We start from the raw sequence: 16126 nt of genomic DNA, 5'->3' as shown, positions 1-16126 counted from the left end.
GTGTCACGGCTGGCGGTCTTGGCGGCACCTGGCGAGGCTAGTGCAACACCCGCGTCGGCGTGACCCGAATCCCGGCTGGACTCAAGAAGGCCTTCCCGATGTATCGAACATGTGTTCGACGGCGTGCCTGCTCGGGATCTGGCCCGCGGACCGTAGGCTACGGCTATGACGAGCCGCTCCCTCACCTCGATTGAAATCTGCGCGGGTGCCGGTGGCCAGGCGCTCGGCCTAGAGCAGGCGGGCTACGAGCACAAGCTGCTCGTTGAGTACTGGGAGCCAGCATGCAAGATCCTCGAGGCGAACGAGCCCGGGTGGCGCGTCGAGCGTAAGGACGTGCGCGACGTCGACTTCCGTGAATTCCGAGGCCACGACATCGACCTCGTGGCGGGCGGCGTGCCCTGCACCCCGGCATCGAAGGCGGGCAAGCAGCTGGGCGCCTCCGACAGTAGGAACCTGTGGCCCGAGGCGCTCCGCATGGTCGAAGAGGTCCGGCCGCGGGCCGCCATGTTTGAGAACGTCAGGGGCCTCATGGACGACAAGTTCGCGGGCTGGCGGCAGGAGACAATCGACCGGCTCGAGGAGCTCGGCTACAGCGACCCCGTCTGGAAGATGGTCTACGCGGCCGACTTCGGCGTTCCGCAGCTGCGGCCCCGCTCGGTGCTCGTGGCGTTCCGTGACGCGCAGGACCGCGAGCGCTTCGTCTGGCCGGAACCCGTCACCCCGGCCGGGTCGCGCGTCACGGTGGGTGAGGCACTCAAGGACCTCGTCGCGGCGAACGGCTGGCAGGGTGCCGAGCGCTGGGCCACCGAGGTGGCGACTGCCATCGCGCCGACGCTCGTCGGCGGTTCCGAAAAGCATGGCGGCGCCGATCTTGGCCCCACCCGGGCGAGGGCGCAGTGGCTGCGCCTCGGCGTTGACGGGCTCGGCCTGGCTAACCATGGGGTTGCCCCGGAACCCAATTGGCCTGAAGGCAAGCCGTTCAAGCTCAACGTGCGGATGGCCGCGCGCATCCAGGGCTTCCCCGACACATGGAAGATCGACGAGGTCCTTCGGAAGACCAACGCGTACAAGACGATGGGCAACGCGTTCCCGCCACCAGTGGCGCGGGCGATGGGAATCGCGATCCGCGACGCGCTCGAGCCCGGATGGGCTTCCCGGGACAGCCGCATCGCGTCGGAAGGTGCTGCCTGAGGACGGCGTCCCGCTACTGGGCCTCGCGGAGCCGCTCCCCGACCTGCCTTCGCTCGTCGGGAGGCACACGCAGGTATGCCGCCCAGGCCCGGTCGAGCTCGGTAGCGCCCCGGCGGCCCCGCTCCATCCACCGGAGCAGCCGTCGCAGCTCGCCCGGGCTCAGGTCAGTGGCCGCGGCGACCGCACCCTGAGCGTCCAGCGGCGCGGGGGCGTCGCCGGACCGGCACCTCTTGCACTCGGTCACCAGTGCCTGGCTCTCCCGCCCGTCGTCCGAGACGACGGCGCGCCGGGACACTGCCAGCACTGCAGTCACAATTGGGTCGTCGGGATAGGGCTCGCCGCCGGCGATGCCGCACAGCGTACACATGTGCCCGTCACGGGCGAGCACCGCCTGGCGCTCCTTGGCGCTCATGGCCTTCTCAGGTGCGTTCGCACGCCGAGCCCTGGGGTCCCAGACAGGAACGCCGGCCTTCACAAAGCGCTGGTCCTCGCGGAGAAGGGTGGCGTCCTCGGCGCTGGAGTACACGACCCACCCGTAGTCGCGGAGGTCCCGGATCCGGCGGTCCACCTGGGAAACTCCTGGGAAGGCATCCCGCAGCTGGTTCTTCGTGAAGGTGTTGCCCTCGCCGATGATCTGCACGAGCCACAGCGCTCCGCGGATCATGGCCCCTCCCGCACTCGGGTCGTCCCATGCTGGCTGCTGCACTGAGCTGTGCCTCCCTCGTACGGCGTTCACCCTACTGATCTGTTGAGAACTGTCGGTGCCCTTTGCAAGGATGCGCGGGATCCAGTTTTCGCCGCGAACACGAGCAAGAAGGAGAGCCTCCATGGCCGGCTTCGGCATCCCTCCCAAGGGGGAGGAGATCAGGCAGATTATCAGCCAGCGGCTGAAGCAGGCGATGGTTGAGGACGGTGCCAAGGTCACGATCGACTGGCGCGGCGAGCAGCGGCACCTCTACGTGATCTCGATGCCCGTCGAGATGCTCTACTTCAACCCCGACACCCACCGGATTCGCGCCCAGCGCACGCTGGACCCCGAGCGGAACGAGAACCTCGACGAGGACCCCTGGGGGCAGGAGGCCCAGGACTACCTCCGCGACCTGCTCAAGCAGAGGCCCTCCAACCCTGACCAGACCGACCCCGACTTCATCGCCCTCATGGACGAGCTGGACGACTCCGGGCAGCGTGAGCCGGGCATCGTCAGCCCGCACGGGATCCTCGTGGACGGTAATACCCGAGCCGCTGCGCTGAAGGAGCTCGGTGTCGCGAACATCAGGGTCGGCGTCCTGCCCGAGGACACCTCGCGCCAGGACATCAACGATGTCGAGCTCTCCCTGCAACTCCGCAAGGACCGTCGGCGCGACTACTCCTACATCAACCGGCTGATCGCGATCGACGAGGAGCTCGCCCGCGGGCGCTCGGAGGCCGACGTCGCCAAGGACTTCAATATCAAGCTGGCGACCCTCCAGCGGGACCGCTGGGTGTACGCACTCATCCTCGAGGCGATCGACCGCAGCAAGACCGCTGACGGCGCCTCCCTGCGGCTGATCGATTTCGAGCAGCACCAGGAGAAGCTGCGCGAGCTCCACCGCGACTACACCAAGCTCGCTACGACCGACTCCGACGCCGCGAACCGCCTCAAGCAGTCGCGCCTCGCGATGGTGCTGCTCGACTACCCGAAGACGTCCCTGCGACTCGCCGAGGAGGACTTCCACACCCGCTACCTCGAGCGCCGTCTCCCCGAGGAGCTCAAGCCCAGCGTGGCCTCTGCGGAGCCCTTGTCGGTGCCGGGGATCCACGGGGCGATCCTGCCGGGTCAGAGCAGCAGTTCGGCTGCAGCGGAAGCGCTCACGGACCAGCTTCTGCGCGCCAAGGCGATCGCGAGTGATGGCAAGAGCGCGACACCGGAGGATGTCGCCAGGGCATCTGCCGTGGTGAAGCAGGCACGCGAGACGTTCGACTTCGCTGTGAAGCTGGCCGGGCAGAACGCAGAACTGGTCAAGCGGCAGACCCAGGTACCCGAGCGGCTGACCGACGCGGCAGAGTATGTGACCCAGTGCGCGAACGAGTTCGCGGAGGCGAAGGCCAAGCGTGCGCTCGACGAGGAGGCGTTCGACGACGCCCTCATCGTCCTCCGCGAGAGCCTGGAGATCCTCGCCCGTCAGGCCGGCCGCACGTTCACGGCGCCCGGGGAAGGCGTAGCTTGGCTCCTCGACGCCGTCCGGTCCAGGTGATGGCAAGCGACGCCCCGAGCCTCGCCATCGGGCTCGCGTCCGAGGTGACGCGAGCGCGACTCACAGCGCGTCCAGGCATGGAGGGTGATCTCCGCCGGCTGGCTGTCGGCTTCCAGTCCAGCACCCAGCGCACGCCGGGCAGCGTCGAAGTGGAGCTCGACGACCTTCTGACCAATCTGGGCGTGCTGAACCGGTGGCCCCACAAGGATGACGGCCAGGTCGCCTGGGACCCGCAGCTTGAGGCGTTGGTTGTGGACTCGCTGCAGGACGCGCAGACCGTGTCGGCGCGGCTGGACTCCCCGGAGGCGCCGCCCGCGGTCAGCGAGGATGTCCTTCCTGGGCTCCTTGGCCCGGCGTGGACCGGCGGTCTCACAGCATTCCAGCGCCGCGACATCGCGAAGCTGCTGTCGCTGCGGCACGGGGCGAACTTCTCGGTGCCGGGTGCCGGCAAGACCCGGGTCGGCCTGGCCGTGTATCAGGCACTGCGCCACCACGATGGCATCGAGCGGCTGCTCATCGTCGGGCCGAAATCTGCCTACGGCGCGTGGGAGGAGGAGAATACCGAGTGCCTCCAGCCGCCGCTCGTTATGGAGGTCTCGGACGGTGTCCCGTCTGGGACTGCGGACGCGATCATCGTGAACTACGAGCGGCTGCCGAACCTCGTCACCTCGCTCGGGCGCTGGCTGACCGAGCGGCCGTCCATGATCATCCTGGATGAGGCGCACCGGATGAAGCTCGGCGCGGAAGGCGCGTACGGAGCTGCCTGCCTGGCGCTGGGCCCACGCGCACGGCGGCGGCTCATTCTCACCGGGACGCCAGCCCCGAATGGCGTCCGGGACCTCGAGAACCTCTTCGGGTTCGTCTGGCCCGGCACCGGACGCCAGAGCGTCCTGCGGGCGGTGGCTGGCGGAGACCTCTCCGCGGCCAGCCGCGCACTCAAGCCCCTGTTCACCCGGACGACCAAGAGCGAACTCGATCTGCCTCCTGTGGACACATCGATCCGCACCGTCCCGCTCCCGCCGCTCCACGCCGAGATCTACGAGGCCTTGCTGGGGCAGTTCTCCGCACGGGCGGCCGGCGCCGAGGGTGACTTCCAGGCGCTGGGCCGTATCCTCATCTACATGCTGATGGCGGCCACCAGCCCTGCCCTGCTGACGGTCGGAACGACCAGGTACGAGCCGCTGGCCTACCAGGTAGCGCCGCTCGCGGTCCCGGAGGGATCGTCGCTCTACGAGCTGATGCAGGACCTGCCGGCCTACGAGATGTCGCCGAAGTACCACGAGGTTCTCGCGATCGTTCGCGAGAACGCGGCGCAGGGGCGCAAGACCCTGGTGTGGTCGACATTCATCCGGAGCCTCAACACCCTGCAGCGCATCCTCGGGCAGTTCGGCCCTGCCATGGTGCACGGCGGCACCCCGGATCGCGAGGAGCAGATCCGGCGGTTCCAGAGCGATCCGGACTGCATGGTGTTGCTGTCCAACCCCGCGACGCTCGGCGAGGGGATAAGCCTCCACCACGAGTGCCACGACGCCGTCTACGTGGACCGCGACTTCGCCGCGGGACGCTTCCTGCAAAGCCTTGACCGGATCCACCGCCTCGGGCTGCGGCACGACGTTGCCACGCGCATCACGGTGCTCGCCTCCGAGGGCACGATCGACGAGGTCGTCACCGCGCGGCTGGCGGCCAAGCTCACGTTCATGGGCGGAATCCTCGACGACCCCGCCGTGCAGCAGCTTGCTGATCTGGATGAGGAGCCCGCGGCCGGGGGCGGCCTCGACCGCGGCGACCTCGAGGCGCTGATGGGCCACCTCCGTGCGCCTGCCTCCTGAGCCGGTCCTGCTCGCTGCGAAGCGCTGGCTGGAGGTACTCCCGTCGAGCGGTGGCATCCCGCGCGCACAGGCTCTGCTCACCACGCACGAGCAGTACAGCGAACTCACACCCACCCAGTACGCGACCGCCCTGACCTGGCTGAAGGACCTGGGACTCCTCGAGCACCGGGGATCGCAGGTGCCACCGGCGACAAGGGTGCTGAGCACGATCTTCGAGCGGGTGGCGCCGCCGTGGGTGCAGGACGCCGACCAGCTTGTCCGCTCGCCGGACGAGCTGCCCTCCGACATCGTGTCTGTGGGAGTTGCGCTCGGGCTGGATGCCGACGAGGTGTTTGGGCAAGTCATGTCGAGCTGGGGCAAGGTCGACACGGCTGCCCGTGAGCAAGTGGGGGCGGCCGGGGAGGGGGCCCTCGTGGCCCTCCTCGGGGAGTGCCCGGGTGCCCGCGTCGACCACGTGGCGGCGTGGTCTGACGGATTCGGCTACGACATCGCCTTCGCCCACGGCGCAGTCACGGCGCACCTGGAGGTGAAGTCCACGACGCGCTCCGGGCGCTTCACCGCGTACCTGTCGCGGCACGAATACGGCGTGATGGTCCGGGACAGCCGCTGGTTGTTCGTGACCGTCCGGCTGACCCCTGAGATGGAGATCGCCGGGGTAGGACACGTTCCGCGCGAGTGGATCGACGCGAACGTCCCCGGCGATGCTAGCCCGTTCGGGAGTTGGGAGGCGGTTAAGCTCGAGGTCCCCGCCGGGGTGATCGTCAGCGGGGTACCCCAGCTCGGGGACGATGCGGCGGCCCGGGTCCCGGCCTGGTGACGGAGGTCTCGCGGCTCAGGCCCCAGCTAGCGGCTTGCCTGCCTCTCGCAGCGCTTGGATAACCTGTTGCACACACTCGCCGGGCCGGGCACGGACGTCGACGTCCCACACCCTGATCACGCGCCAGCCGAGTTCCGCAAGGGCTGTGTCAGCGGCCCGGTCCCGCTCGATGTTGCGCGCGATCTTCTGCCGCCAATAGTCGGAGGACGCCTTCGCCGGGTTCCAGTGATCCGGGTGCCCGTGCCAGAACACGCCGTCGACGAACACGGCGACCTTCCAACGGATGAAGGCGATGTCGGGCCGACCCGGCAGGTCCCTGCGGTGCACGCGGTATCCAGTCGCACCGGCCTGCCGGAGTGTCAGGCGCAGTGCGAGCTCCGGCTTGGTGTCCTTCGCCCGGATCGCGGCCATGTTCCGTGAGCGGCCCTCTCTGCTGAGGTGATCAGCCATACCCCCATCCTGGCGCGCGCGGGGGTGTCTGCGTGGCGTTCCGAGGAAGTCCTCGCGAAGGCCCAACCCGAGGAAGGCTTATGAGAGCTCGTTTCAGAATGGTTAGCCGGGGAGTTTGCGCCAGCAGATGATGGCGTAAGCGAGGTTTAGAGGACGTCTCACGTGGCTGGCTGCGTCGTTGTAGGTCCGGGCCGCGCGGCTTGTTGACGACACTTGCTCGGTCAGGCCGAGTGAATCCATGACCAGCGCACCGGAGTACGTGGCAGCGATCCAGGCGCAGCAACGCGCGGTCCGGCACGCGACGTCGTTGCCCCTGGCCGTCAACGCTCTGGCCATGGTGTTCCTGACGTTCGCCGAGGCGACCATGCGGTGGTACCTGTTCCCTCAGGCGCTCGTGCCTGCGTTCACCTACGCATTGCTCCTGGTCGCCATGCTGATTCAGCGTCGCGTGACCGGCGTCGGGGTGGGTAGTGACCGGTACGGCCTCATCGCGCTCGCTCTACTGGCCCTGCTCTTCGTGCCGTTCGGCCTGGTCGCCGTCATCTTCGTCGGGCCTGCGTTCTTCCTGGGCCTCGGGCTCGTCGTCCTCGGGTGGCGCGGGCGCGACGCATGGCTCTGGGGGCCCGGGCTGTTCCTGATGGCGCTGAGTCCGGTCGTCACGCTCGGCACTCTGAGCAATCATGCTGCGTTCCTGGGCGGCGGGGTCGGGGGCATGGTGATCGGCACGCTCGTGGTCCTGATCCTCGCGATCGTCACGTTCGTCCGCGAACGACGAGGTTCCGGACCAGTCACAGCGTGAGCTCCCCTCCTGAGCAGCATCCGCTCGCCCAGCTCGACGAGACGGTCCACCAGCGGGCACGGTTGGGGATTTTGGCGATCCTCGCTGAGACGCGAGGTGCAGACTTCACACACCTCAAGCGCGTGCTCCAGCTCACCGACGGCAACCTTGGACGACACCTCGAGGTGCTGGTGACCAGTGGCTACGTCACCCTCCGCAAAGGCAGCGATGGTCGTCGCTCCCGCACCTGGGCTCGGATCACGCCAGAGGGACGCCAGGCGCTTCTCGTCGAGGTAGAGCTCCTGCGAGGGCTGCTCAACACCCTCGCGGCGCCCCACCCGTCTCGAGCCAACCCCGACGACACCTGACGACTCCGCGCAGGCTCATTGCCAGACAACTGCCCTGCTGGAGGATGTCGCAAACGGTTCGCCCCGGTTCGGCGTGGATGCCCGGTTCGCGGGGTTCGGGTGGCCATGATCTGATCTCGTGAGCGATGCGTTGGGGTTGCGGCTGGTGCCCGACGAGTTGTGGAAGCTCGTCGAGCCCGAGCTGCCAGACTTCGAGACGCGACCGCAGGGCGGCGGGACGGCGCCGGTGGACGCGCGGGCTGTGTTCACGGCGATCGTCTACGTCCTGACCAGCGGGTGCGCGTGGCGGATGCTGCCGGACTCGTTCGGCGTCTCGCGGCCACGGCGCACCGCCGGTTCACCACCTGGACCCAGGCCGCGGTGTTCGCCCGCGTGCAACGCCAGGTCCTGGACCGGCTCGGGGCGGCCGGGATGATCGACTGGAGCTCGGTGATCCTGGACGCGGCGAGCGTACGGGCCAAAAGGGGGGCTCGCTGACCGGCCCGAGCCCGGTGGACCGGGGCAAGAAGGGCTCCAAGATCCACGTCCTGACCGACGCGAACGGCCTGCCCCTGGTCGTGGGCGTCTCGGCAGCCAACCTGCACGACTCCTTGGCCGCCGAACCGATGGTCCGCGGCATCCCACCTGTGAAGTCGCGCCGCGGACCGCGCAGGCGCCGGCTGGTCAAGCTGCGCGCCGACAAGGGCTACGACGTCGAGCGCCTGCGCTCCTTCCTGCGCGAGCGCGGCATCACCCCCAAGATCGCCCGCCGCGGCATCGACTCTTCCGAGCGCCTCGGACGCCACCGCTGGAAGGTCGAACGCACCCAGGCCTGGCTCACCGGCTACCGCCGCCTGACCATCCGCTACGAACGCCACGCCAACCTCTTCGCCGCCTTCGTCGCGCTCGGGGCCACCATCACCGCGTTCAAGAAGCTCCAGGCAACCACGTGAGACGTCCTCTAGGGGGTGCCTCGAGAGTTGCCTGGTGGCAGCGGGTGAATTCGGCGGTGTGTGCCTCAGCGTTCGGGTGAGGCGTGACCTGACTTGGCCGGGTCGCGCGACCCGGCGGGCTCAGACGAAGCCACCGAGCAACGCCGTTGCTGTCACCGCGATGGAACGGGAGGACCGGTACTCAGCAACGAGATCGAGCTTGCCGCGCTCGCTCCACCCTCTTCCGCGGTCGCTCACGAGTGCAAGAGCTCGGCCCTCGCGCTCCAGGACCCAGTACCGATAGTGATCCCGGCGGATCGCCTCGTGCTCGAGCGCATCCGCAGGAAGCTGGTGCGCGAACGCGTCAGGAATGTCGACGACCGAGCCCATCGACGAGTCGATCACGACGTTGCGGCAACGCACCGGCCTTCGCGTCACGGCCGTGGCCGACATGACATGGGAGATGAGCCGGTAGGTGAGCGTTCGGGAGGTTGTCGGTCGGGCGCGAGCGACAGGTCGGTACCCGACCGCGCGCTCCAGCTCCGCGATCATGTCGAACGGGTCTCCCGACTTGATCAGATGTGTCCATGGATCGTCTGAGAAGGTTATGAGGTTCGGCCCGGTGTGCGCGGCACCGCCGGCACGATCGAGGGACCAGAGGACCGTGAAGTCGAGCTCCTTCTCGGGGTGCCACCGACCCACCCAGAGTCGATCGGATATCCCGCTGGGCATGTGAACCTGGACGATGCTCGTGTCGGAGTGGCGGCGAGCGAGCTCGGTGGCGACGACCCATGACGCCGCGTGCGCCCACCAACCGCCGCTTCCCGATGCCGGCATCTCGACATGCGTGGTCAATTCGCCGTAAGTGCTGCGCACGGCGTCAAGATGACCGATCCTCGTGCGGACCGGGCCATGGTGCTGCTGAGCGGCGTTGCGGGCGGCCTCGAAGGCGTCGGACGCGGTTCCGCCGGCGTTCGCGACGTCGGTCTTCAGGGCGTCGAGATCTGCGGTCGACTGGCCGCCGTCGAATGAGAGGACGCCGGTCCGGTCACGGTCATCAGTCCAGTAGATGCCGACGCCGGGGTCGCGGAACCACCGGCCCTCCGAGCGAGGGATGGTTCCGGTGAAGGGCGGCGACCCGGCGGCCTCGACGTGCAGACCGGAGATGTCACCAGCGCGATCACGTGTTACGAGATCCCACCGTTTCCTCGTCTTGGCGTGATCCGAGGAGGCGCCGAGGTAGTGCTCTGCCCAGCCGAGGCGTTTGAGTCTCTCGCGAAGGGCTGCCTGAAGCGGTGCGACGGGGGCTGCGTGTGACCACATCGACTGGGCATAGTCCGATATCGCGGGGGCAAGGATTTTCGTCACCCTTTGCCGAACGGCCGGGTCCATCTCGGTCTTGGAGCCGATCATCGTGAGATGCGCCAGCCACTCGCCGAACACTGAGAGCTCGAGTTCGAGTTCCTCGCGCCCCAGCGACGGGACTCGTTCAGCCAGGTCGTGGACGAGCTGGTGAATGCCGCTCGATCGGACCGCTGCAGCGTAGGTCTCCGCCTGTTCCAGCAGATACGCGGCGGCGAGTTGGGCCGTGGTGCCCCGGCCCGGAATCTCGGTGATCAGGCCGCCGGTCTTCCGACGAAGTTCGGCCGTGATGATCGTCGCCCAGAAATTGTCCACGACGGTCCATTCCTCGGCCCAGCGCGCGCGGCGCTCGGTGAAGAAGAGCAGCGCCCGGAGCGTGTCGACGCCGAAACTGGCGAGGTCGAGCGTCCCCTCCGCGGAGGCCGCTCGCGCCTCGTCCAGGACGCGGGATGCGACCTGAGTATCCCCGTACCAGCGGGAGTAGCCGTCGTAGGAGTAGGTGAAGCGGTTCCAGCGCTCGTCGTGGTGGCGGAACGGCCCCTCAGGCACGACGACGGTCCCTGCGCGGCGAACTCGCGTCTCGACAGGTTGCGCGACCCACGTGGCCAGGTCGGGCAGGCTTGTGCCCGCTGAGAGTCGTGCCTCGGCATTGATGGTCTCGCCGGCCGGTGTCACGATCCAGGGCCAGCAGATCGCTGCCCGCACCTCGCCGTTCATGATGACGGCTTCGATCGGCTCCGTTTCGGAGACCAGGTCGTGTCTGGTCGCGAGCCAGCCGGCCAGGTTGTCCCGGTCGGTCATGACTACCTCGACCGGAGACCGTTCGGCGGTACCAAGCTCCACCAGAGCGCGGACGAGATCGTTTCTTCGGATACGGCTCATTGAGCACCCCCGGTGGCTTCTGCTGTTGACCCCCGATTTAGATGGGCAGCGACAAGACTCTCACCGCGCGTAGCCGACCTTCGACTCGTGGGCGACGCCGTCGACGAGCACGTCGAAGATGCGGGTGTTGCTGCGACAGATCTCGAGGCAGTCCAACCGTCGAGGCGGGACCTGCCTGTCAGTGCCCATGGGCGACGCACCCAAGATGCTGGCGAGGTGGTCCTCGCCGCTCTGACCGGTCGGGTAAAAGGCTGACGTGGTCCGTCCGGCGGGCACGCTGCCCGGAAGGGCTGCTACGACATGGTCGAAGTTGGTGCGACCTTGAGCCAGCAGTAGGAGTTGCTCCTTCGTTGGAGCCGGCGCGCGTCAGACCGTTCCAGCTGGGCACCGTCGCCTTGACGGCCTCGACCCTGACCGCCGCCGGCACCTTGTCGAGAGCCCCGATGGCGGCGGCTACCTGGGTCGCGAGCTTGGGGTTGCGCGCGACGAACGTCGCCACCTTGACCGGGATCGCGACGGCGTCGCCAACGCCCGGCGCGACACCCACCGCGGAGAAGCCCGCGCCCACCCAGTCGGCGTGGATCGCCGACCCGATGACGTCGCGGACATCGGCAACGGAGCCGACGACCTATCCCACACCCGGAAGGAAGCTGGACCCGCCCGACACGAGGTTCCCGGTAAGCCACGCGAGCGAGTTTCCTGGGCTGAGGTCGCCGAGGATCGCGCCCCGTGCAAAAGTCCGTGGCGTAGTCCCACGTGCTGACCTTGACGTCGACCCACAGCGGGTCGAGACCCCGGCTCTCCCTGTTCGCGTCCTCAAACCCGTCGTCGATGCCGTCACCACCCGGTGTCGGCGAGGTCGGGAGCTGTGCCGATCTCCTCGACCTCGATGCGGTCGTCGGGCTGGTCGTCGTCGTTGTCCGGGTCGAACGCGTCGAGCCCGAGGTCGGTCCGCCGCGTCCCCTAGTATTCCGTCGCCGTCCGTATCTGCCACCAGCGGATCGGAATAGCTGACGTGGTACTCGGCACCGGAGACGTCGTTCGCGACATGCTTGCCCGCCTCGTCAGCAATCCGTCTGCCCCAGCTGGTAGCGCGACCAAGGCGCCATAGTCCGTCTGTCGCGCGTCACCTACCGCCGCCGGGAACTCAACATCTGCCGTGCCATCCTGGAACGCATGATCACCGACCGCGCGCTCCAGCCCCGCGATAGGCCCGCGGCTCATGATTCCGTCGCAAACATGCAGGTCAGGCAGACTTTCACCAGTTGCACCGTGGATGTCGGGGGTTCGAGTCCCTCCGGGCCCACCACCTCGGAAGGCGCGGCCCGCCCGAGGAGACCGAGCGCGAATCCTCTGAGGGTGGTCGTGGGAGGACGCGAAGCGGACCGGTCAGGCGTGGCATGTCGGCATCGTCTCGGCAGGCCATGGCGAGAAGCGGCGTGTGCGTGGGAAGTTGCCCCGCTGAGCGAGTACCCTCCCCGACATGCGTGACACAGAGGTCATTCGGGCGCTTCGCGAGTTCGTCGCAGAGCGCGACTGGGGGCAGTTCCACACCCCGGAGAACCTGGCGAAGAGCATCTCGATCGAAGCGGCCGAGCTTCTCGAGTGCTTCCAGTGGAGCTCGGACTTCGTTCCCGAGGACGTGGAAGCCGAGCTCGCCGACGTCCTGACATATTGCCTGCTCCTCGCGGACAGGCTCGGCCTCGACGTCGATCGGATCGTCCTGGAGAAGCTCAAGACGACGAAGGAGAAGTACCCGGTCGAGAGGGCGCGTGGCCGGAGCACGAAGTATGACCAGGTTTGAGGTCGAGCACCTTCCGTTCCATGCCGATGCGGTCAACACTCGCCGGGGGGATCGTCGGCTCACCAACTGGCCCGTCGTGTACGCGATCGACGGCGATCGCGACATCTACGTGGGCGAGACCCTCAACGCCGTTGCTCGCATGCGACAGCACCTCGACACGAGCGGCAAGGCGCATCTGAGGGGTGTTCGCATCGTCGTCGACGAGACGTTCAACAAGTCGGTCTGCCTCGACCTCGAGTCGCACCTGATCCGCTGGTTCTCGGGGGACGGCCACTATCAGGTCCTGAACCGGAACTTCGGCATCGTCGATGCCGACTACTACGACCGGAGCCGCTACCGCGACACGTTCCGAGCGGTCTTCGAGGAACTGCGCGCGCAGGGGCTCTTCACACGGTCGATCAGCCAGATCGAGAACAGCGACCTGTTCAAGCTCTCGCCGTTCAAGGCACTGAACTCCGACCAGGCGATCGCCGTCGAGGACATCCTCGAGGGCCTCTTCGACGATCTGCGTTCCGACCGCCAGAGCACGATCGTCGTCCAGGGTGACCCGGGCACCGGCAAGACGATCGTCGGCATCTACCTCATGAAGCTCCTTCGTGACATCGAGACGGCCGACCTCACAGAGGCGCTGAGCGCCGAGACGGTGTTCTCCGAGTTCTTCGCGGAGGGCTACCCCGAGCTTCTCAAGGACTTCAAGGTCGGCCTCGTGGTGCCGCAGCAGTCGCTGCGTGCCTCGATCCAGGAGGTGTTCCGCAAGACGCCTGGTCTACGCAAGGACATGGTGCTCACGCCCTTCCAGGTCGGCGAGAGCACGGAGACGTTCGATCTGCTGATCGTCGACGAGACTCACCGGCTCAACCAGCGCGCGAGCCTCGCGTCAGGCGTTCTGAACGCCAAGTTCCCCGCGATCAATCACCGGCTCTTCGGTGCGGACGACCTCACGATCACCCAGCTCGACTGGATTCGAGAGAAGAGCAGGCACCAGATCTTCCTGCTCGACTCGGGTCAGCGTGTGCGTCCGGCCGATCTGCCGACCGACGTCCTCGACAGGTTGGTCGAGGAGGCGCGCGAGGCGCACCGCCTCTACCCGCTGTCCTCGCAGATGCGTGTCCTCGCGGGCCACGACTACGTCGCGTACATCCGAGAGATCCTCGCCGGGCAGAGCCCGACGCCGCGACGCTTCGGTGGCTACGAGCTGCGGATGTTCGACGATCTGGGTGAGATGCGCGACGCGATCCGCGCACGGGAAGCCGAGTACGGGCTTGCGCGTCTGGTCGCGGGATATGCCTTTCCGTGGCGCAGCCGGGCCGACCCCTCTGCTCCCGACATCGACCTCGACGGTCTGCAGATGCCGTGGAACCGCACCTCGACGGACTGGATCAGCAGCCCGACGTCGATCGACGAGGTCGGTTCGATCCACACGGTCCAGGGATACGACCTCAACTACGCAGGCGTGATCATCGGCGGCGACATGCGCTATGACCCGGCGAGTGGGCGCCTGTACTTCGAGAGGGGGTCCTACTTCGACTCGAAGGGGATGCAGAACAACACGAAGCGGGGAATCACGTACGACGACGACGACCTGTTGGCGTTCGTCACGAACATCTATGCGGTGCTGCTGACGCGAGGGATGCGCGGGACGTTCGTCTACGTCGTGGACCCCGAGCTGCGAACGCACCTTCGGGCATTCATCGACCCCTGAGCCGGCCGAAACAGCGCCATCGACGTCGAACGTGCTCGGCCGGGGAGCGGAACCGCCGATGTCGCTCGTGAGACCGACGCGGCTGTCGACGACGCGCCGTGGTCAGCGGCGAACGCTGACCACGCGGGCGTTCAGCGTGATGTTCATGGCGCGCTTCGTGACCATCTGGTCCCAGACGTCTTCCCAGCCCTTCTGCCAGGCCGTGACGCCGCTCGTACCGCCGAAGGGTTGCGCGATGTCCGGTGTGATCCACACGAGACCGTAGTACGCCGGGATCTTGTCGAGATCCCCGTAACCCTGCACCTGGTAGGCGTACATCAGATAGCCCTTCAGCACGCCCATGCCGTTGTCGTCGAGGAACTGTGCAAAGGTCTTCGAGAAGACGCCGTGCGGGTCGCCGGCCGGCCTCGAGGTCGGCATGACACCATCGATGGTGCCGAAGATCTCGAGGCGTAGGCCCACGTAGAACAAGGCGGCTTCGATGAGCTTGAGGTACGCGGCATCTTGCTTCGCCTTGCTGCACGGCCACCCGAACCCCAGCGACTGACAGGCGACCATGAGCCCGTAGTCGCTGTAGGCCATCACCGTCTCGTTCGGCGGAGCGCCGACGACGATGCCGCGTTCGGACCCATGGGCCACGGGTACGCGCGCGTTGCCGACGGTGAACTCCGAGAGCGCCCGTGCCATCTCGTCGTACGCCGGCGACAGATAGCACGTGCCGAGCTCCGCGATGGACGTGCCGCCCTGGTCCGGCACCTGCAACGAGTGCGTCTTGCCTGCGAAGCGGTTCGTGGACTCCAGCAGCGAGACGTCGGTGAAACCCTCGTCGATGAAACGCTGCGCGAAGAGAAGTCCGCTCACACCCGCGCCGATGACCACGATGGTGCTGTCCTTGGGGGCCGCGAGCAGCTGGGGCCTCGCGGCGAGAAGGATGTTCAGGTAGGACCAGCAGTGCAGGACCGACTCGAAGCACGTCGACGCGTGGACGTACACGGTGTCGTTCATGCCCTGGATGTTGAGCCATCGCCATGGTGCCCCGGCGCCGAGCGCAGCGGCGGGGAACTGGTTGAAGTAGGGCGTGAACAACGGGTTGACGGCCGGGTGGACTGCGCCGTCCTGATGCTCCTCGACCTGCACGATCTCGTACCGGCCGGGCTGGAAGGGCCACCACGACGGCGGATCGTCCAGGAACGCGCTGCGCTGTGCGGCGAGGGTCGCAGGATCCGACGCGCCGTTGATCCCGACCATCTGATATGTCGTGACGACATTGGTCGTGGCGCTGTTCGCGGCTGGAAGACCCCACTGTTTCGCTGTCTCGTTGCGGTACCCCTGCACGAGGCCTGCCTGCGACTCGACGACGTCGGGAGCGAGGATGACGACCCGGTCTTGCGTCGTGCGCGGGTAGACCCGTAGGCACGTCGTGTAAAAGGTGAAGTTGCGGAGAGCGTCCAGCAGTGGCCGTTCCTGGGGGGTGAATTCCATGACCGGCTCGAGGCCGCGTGGATCGCAGGCGATCACGAGAAGGTCGGGATTGACGACGACGCGCTTTCCGTCGCTTTGGTACACCAGCTCCATGGAGACCACCCCCAGGGTGACGCTAGCACCGGTTCGGAATTCGGGCGCGTGAACGCGATTCCGCCCTGACACTTCGAGCCATTCTCCGGTGGCCCGTATCGCCGTCCCGCGCGGCGCGGCGTTCGCCCGTTCGTGGGCTGCCTCCCGACGTCGATGTGCGACCCCTGGGCGTCGGGCCTCGCGCCAGCCCGGCTCGTGTCGGCGCCCGCCTCTAGCATCGGCC

Annotated in this window: 13 protein-coding genes and 1 pseudogene; 9 read left to right on the top strand and 5 right to left on the bottom strand. The window is 67.5% G+C overall.

The window, feature by feature from the left end; all coding sequences use genetic code 11:
* Positions 1-165: 165 nt before the first annotated feature.
* Positions 166-1191 carry a DNA cytosine methyltransferase gene (locus tag JOE63_RS14390; RefSeq protein WP_204542277.1) on the top strand — a complete coding sequence of 342 codons (1026 nt, stop codon included), beginning with the start codon at positions 166-168 and terminating at the stop codon, positions 1189-1191.
* Positions 1192-1204: 13 nt separating this feature from the next.
* Here the strand turns inward: JOE63_RS14390 and JOE63_RS14385 are convergent, their stop codons facing one another.
* Positions 1205-1855, bottom strand: coding sequence for a hypothetical protein (locus tag JOE63_RS14385; RefSeq protein ID WP_204542276.1), 651 nt, complete (start codon positions 1853-1855; stop codon positions 1205-1207).
* 163 nt (positions 1856-2018) lie between these two features.
* Here JOE63_RS14385 and JOE63_RS14380 point away from each other — a divergent pair, with 163 nt between their 5' ends.
* From JOE63_RS14380 to JOE63_RS14370, 3 genes are read left to right on the top strand one after another with little or no spacing between them, the layout of a single operon-like run.
* Positions 2019-3425, top strand: a complete 1407-nt coding sequence (locus JOE63_RS14380) for a ParB N-terminal domain-containing protein (protein WP_204542275.1) — start codon at positions 2019-2021, stop codon at positions 3423-3425.
* Positions 3425-5254: a DEAD/DEAH box helicase gene (locus JOE63_RS14375; RefSeq protein ID WP_239576715.1), complete on the top strand. Its 1830-nt coding sequence runs from the start codon at positions 3425-3427 to the stop codon at positions 5252-5254. Before JOE63_RS14380 ends, JOE63_RS14375 begins: the two co-directional genes overlap by 1 nt.
* Positions 5238-6071: a protein NO VEIN domain-containing protein gene (locus JOE63_RS14370; RefSeq protein WP_204542274.1), complete on the top strand. Its 834-nt coding sequence runs from the start codon at positions 5238-5240 to the stop codon at positions 6069-6071. Before JOE63_RS14375 ends, JOE63_RS14370 begins: the two co-directional genes overlap by 17 nt.
* A 15-nt stretch (positions 6072-6086) precedes the next feature.
* Here JOE63_RS14370 and JOE63_RS14365 read toward each other — a convergent pair whose 3' ends face one another.
* Complete coding sequence (locus tag JOE63_RS14365) at positions 6087-6521, bottom strand: very short patch repair endonuclease (RefSeq protein ID WP_204542273.1); 435 nt, start codon at positions 6519-6521, stop codon at positions 6087-6089.
* A gap of 238 nt (positions 6522-6759) precedes the next feature.
* Here JOE63_RS14365 and JOE63_RS21080 point away from each other — a divergent pair, with 238 nt between their 5' ends.
* The 3 genes and pseudogenes from JOE63_RS21080 to JOE63_RS14355 all read left to right on the top strand — a co-directional run bounded on the left by JOE63_RS21080 (position 6760) and on the right by JOE63_RS14355 (position 8599).
* Positions 6760-7320 carry a hypothetical protein gene (locus tag JOE63_RS21080; protein WP_239576713.1) on the top strand — a complete coding sequence of 187 codons (561 nt, stop codon included), beginning with the start codon at positions 6760-6762 and terminating at the stop codon, positions 7318-7320.
* A complete protein-coding gene (locus tag JOE63_RS21075) occupies positions 7317-7667 on the top strand; it encodes a winged helix-turn-helix domain-containing protein (protein WP_307840112.1) in 351 nt (116 codons plus the stop codon). Before JOE63_RS21080 ends, JOE63_RS21075 begins: the two co-directional genes overlap by 4 nt.
* A gap of 118 nt (positions 7668-7785) precedes the next feature.
* A pseudogene (locus JOE63_RS14355) lies at positions 7786-8599 on the top strand (IS5 family transposase).
* A gap of 120 nt (positions 8600-8719) precedes the next feature.
* Here the strand turns inward: JOE63_RS14355 and JOE63_RS14350 are convergent.
* Both JOE63_RS14350 and JOE63_RS21470 read right to left on the bottom strand, forming a co-directional pair.
* Positions 8720-10741 (bottom strand): TY-Chap2 family putative peptide chaperone, encoded by a 2022-nt coding sequence (locus JOE63_RS14350; protein ID WP_204542271.1) that lies wholly within the window; start codon positions 10739-10741, stop codon positions 8720-8722.
* A gap of 141 nt (positions 10742-10882) precedes the next feature.
* On the bottom strand, positions 10883-11011 hold the full coding sequence (locus tag JOE63_RS21470) for a hypothetical protein (protein ID WP_275582788.1): 129 nt from the start codon (positions 11009-11011) through the stop codon (positions 10883-10885).
* A 1294-nt stretch (positions 11012-12305) separates the two neighbouring features.
* Between JOE63_RS21470 and JOE63_RS14345 the strand changes: the two genes are divergently transcribed.
* Both JOE63_RS14345 and JOE63_RS14340 read left to right on the top strand, forming a co-directional pair.
* Positions 12306-12626, top strand: a complete 321-nt coding sequence (locus JOE63_RS14345) for a nucleotide pyrophosphohydrolase (protein WP_204542268.1) — start codon at positions 12306-12308, stop codon at positions 12624-12626.
* Positions 12613-14328 carry a DUF2075 domain-containing protein gene (locus JOE63_RS14340; RefSeq protein WP_204542266.1) on the top strand — a complete coding sequence of 572 codons (1716 nt, stop codon included), beginning with the start codon at positions 12613-12615 and terminating at the stop codon, positions 14326-14328. Before JOE63_RS14345 ends, JOE63_RS14340 begins: the two co-directional genes overlap by 14 nt.
* Before the next feature lie 102 nt (positions 14329-14430).
* Here JOE63_RS14340 and JOE63_RS14335 read toward each other — a convergent pair whose 3' ends face one another.
* Positions 14431-15903 (bottom strand): NAD(P)-binding protein, encoded by a 1473-nt coding sequence (locus JOE63_RS14335; protein WP_204542264.1) that lies wholly within the window; start codon positions 15901-15903, stop codon positions 14431-14433.
* Positions 15904-16126 lie beyond the last annotated feature (223 nt).

It is taken from the genome of Cellulosimicrobium cellulans (assembly GCF_016907755.1).
In the GTDB taxonomy this organism is placed as follows: Bacteria; Actinomycetota; Actinomycetes; order Actinomycetales; family Cellulomonadaceae; genus Cellulosimicrobium; species Cellulosimicrobium cellulans_D.
The sequence above is the reverse complement of the archived record's forward strand: the minus strand, read 5'-3'. Positions and strand labels throughout refer to the sequence as shown.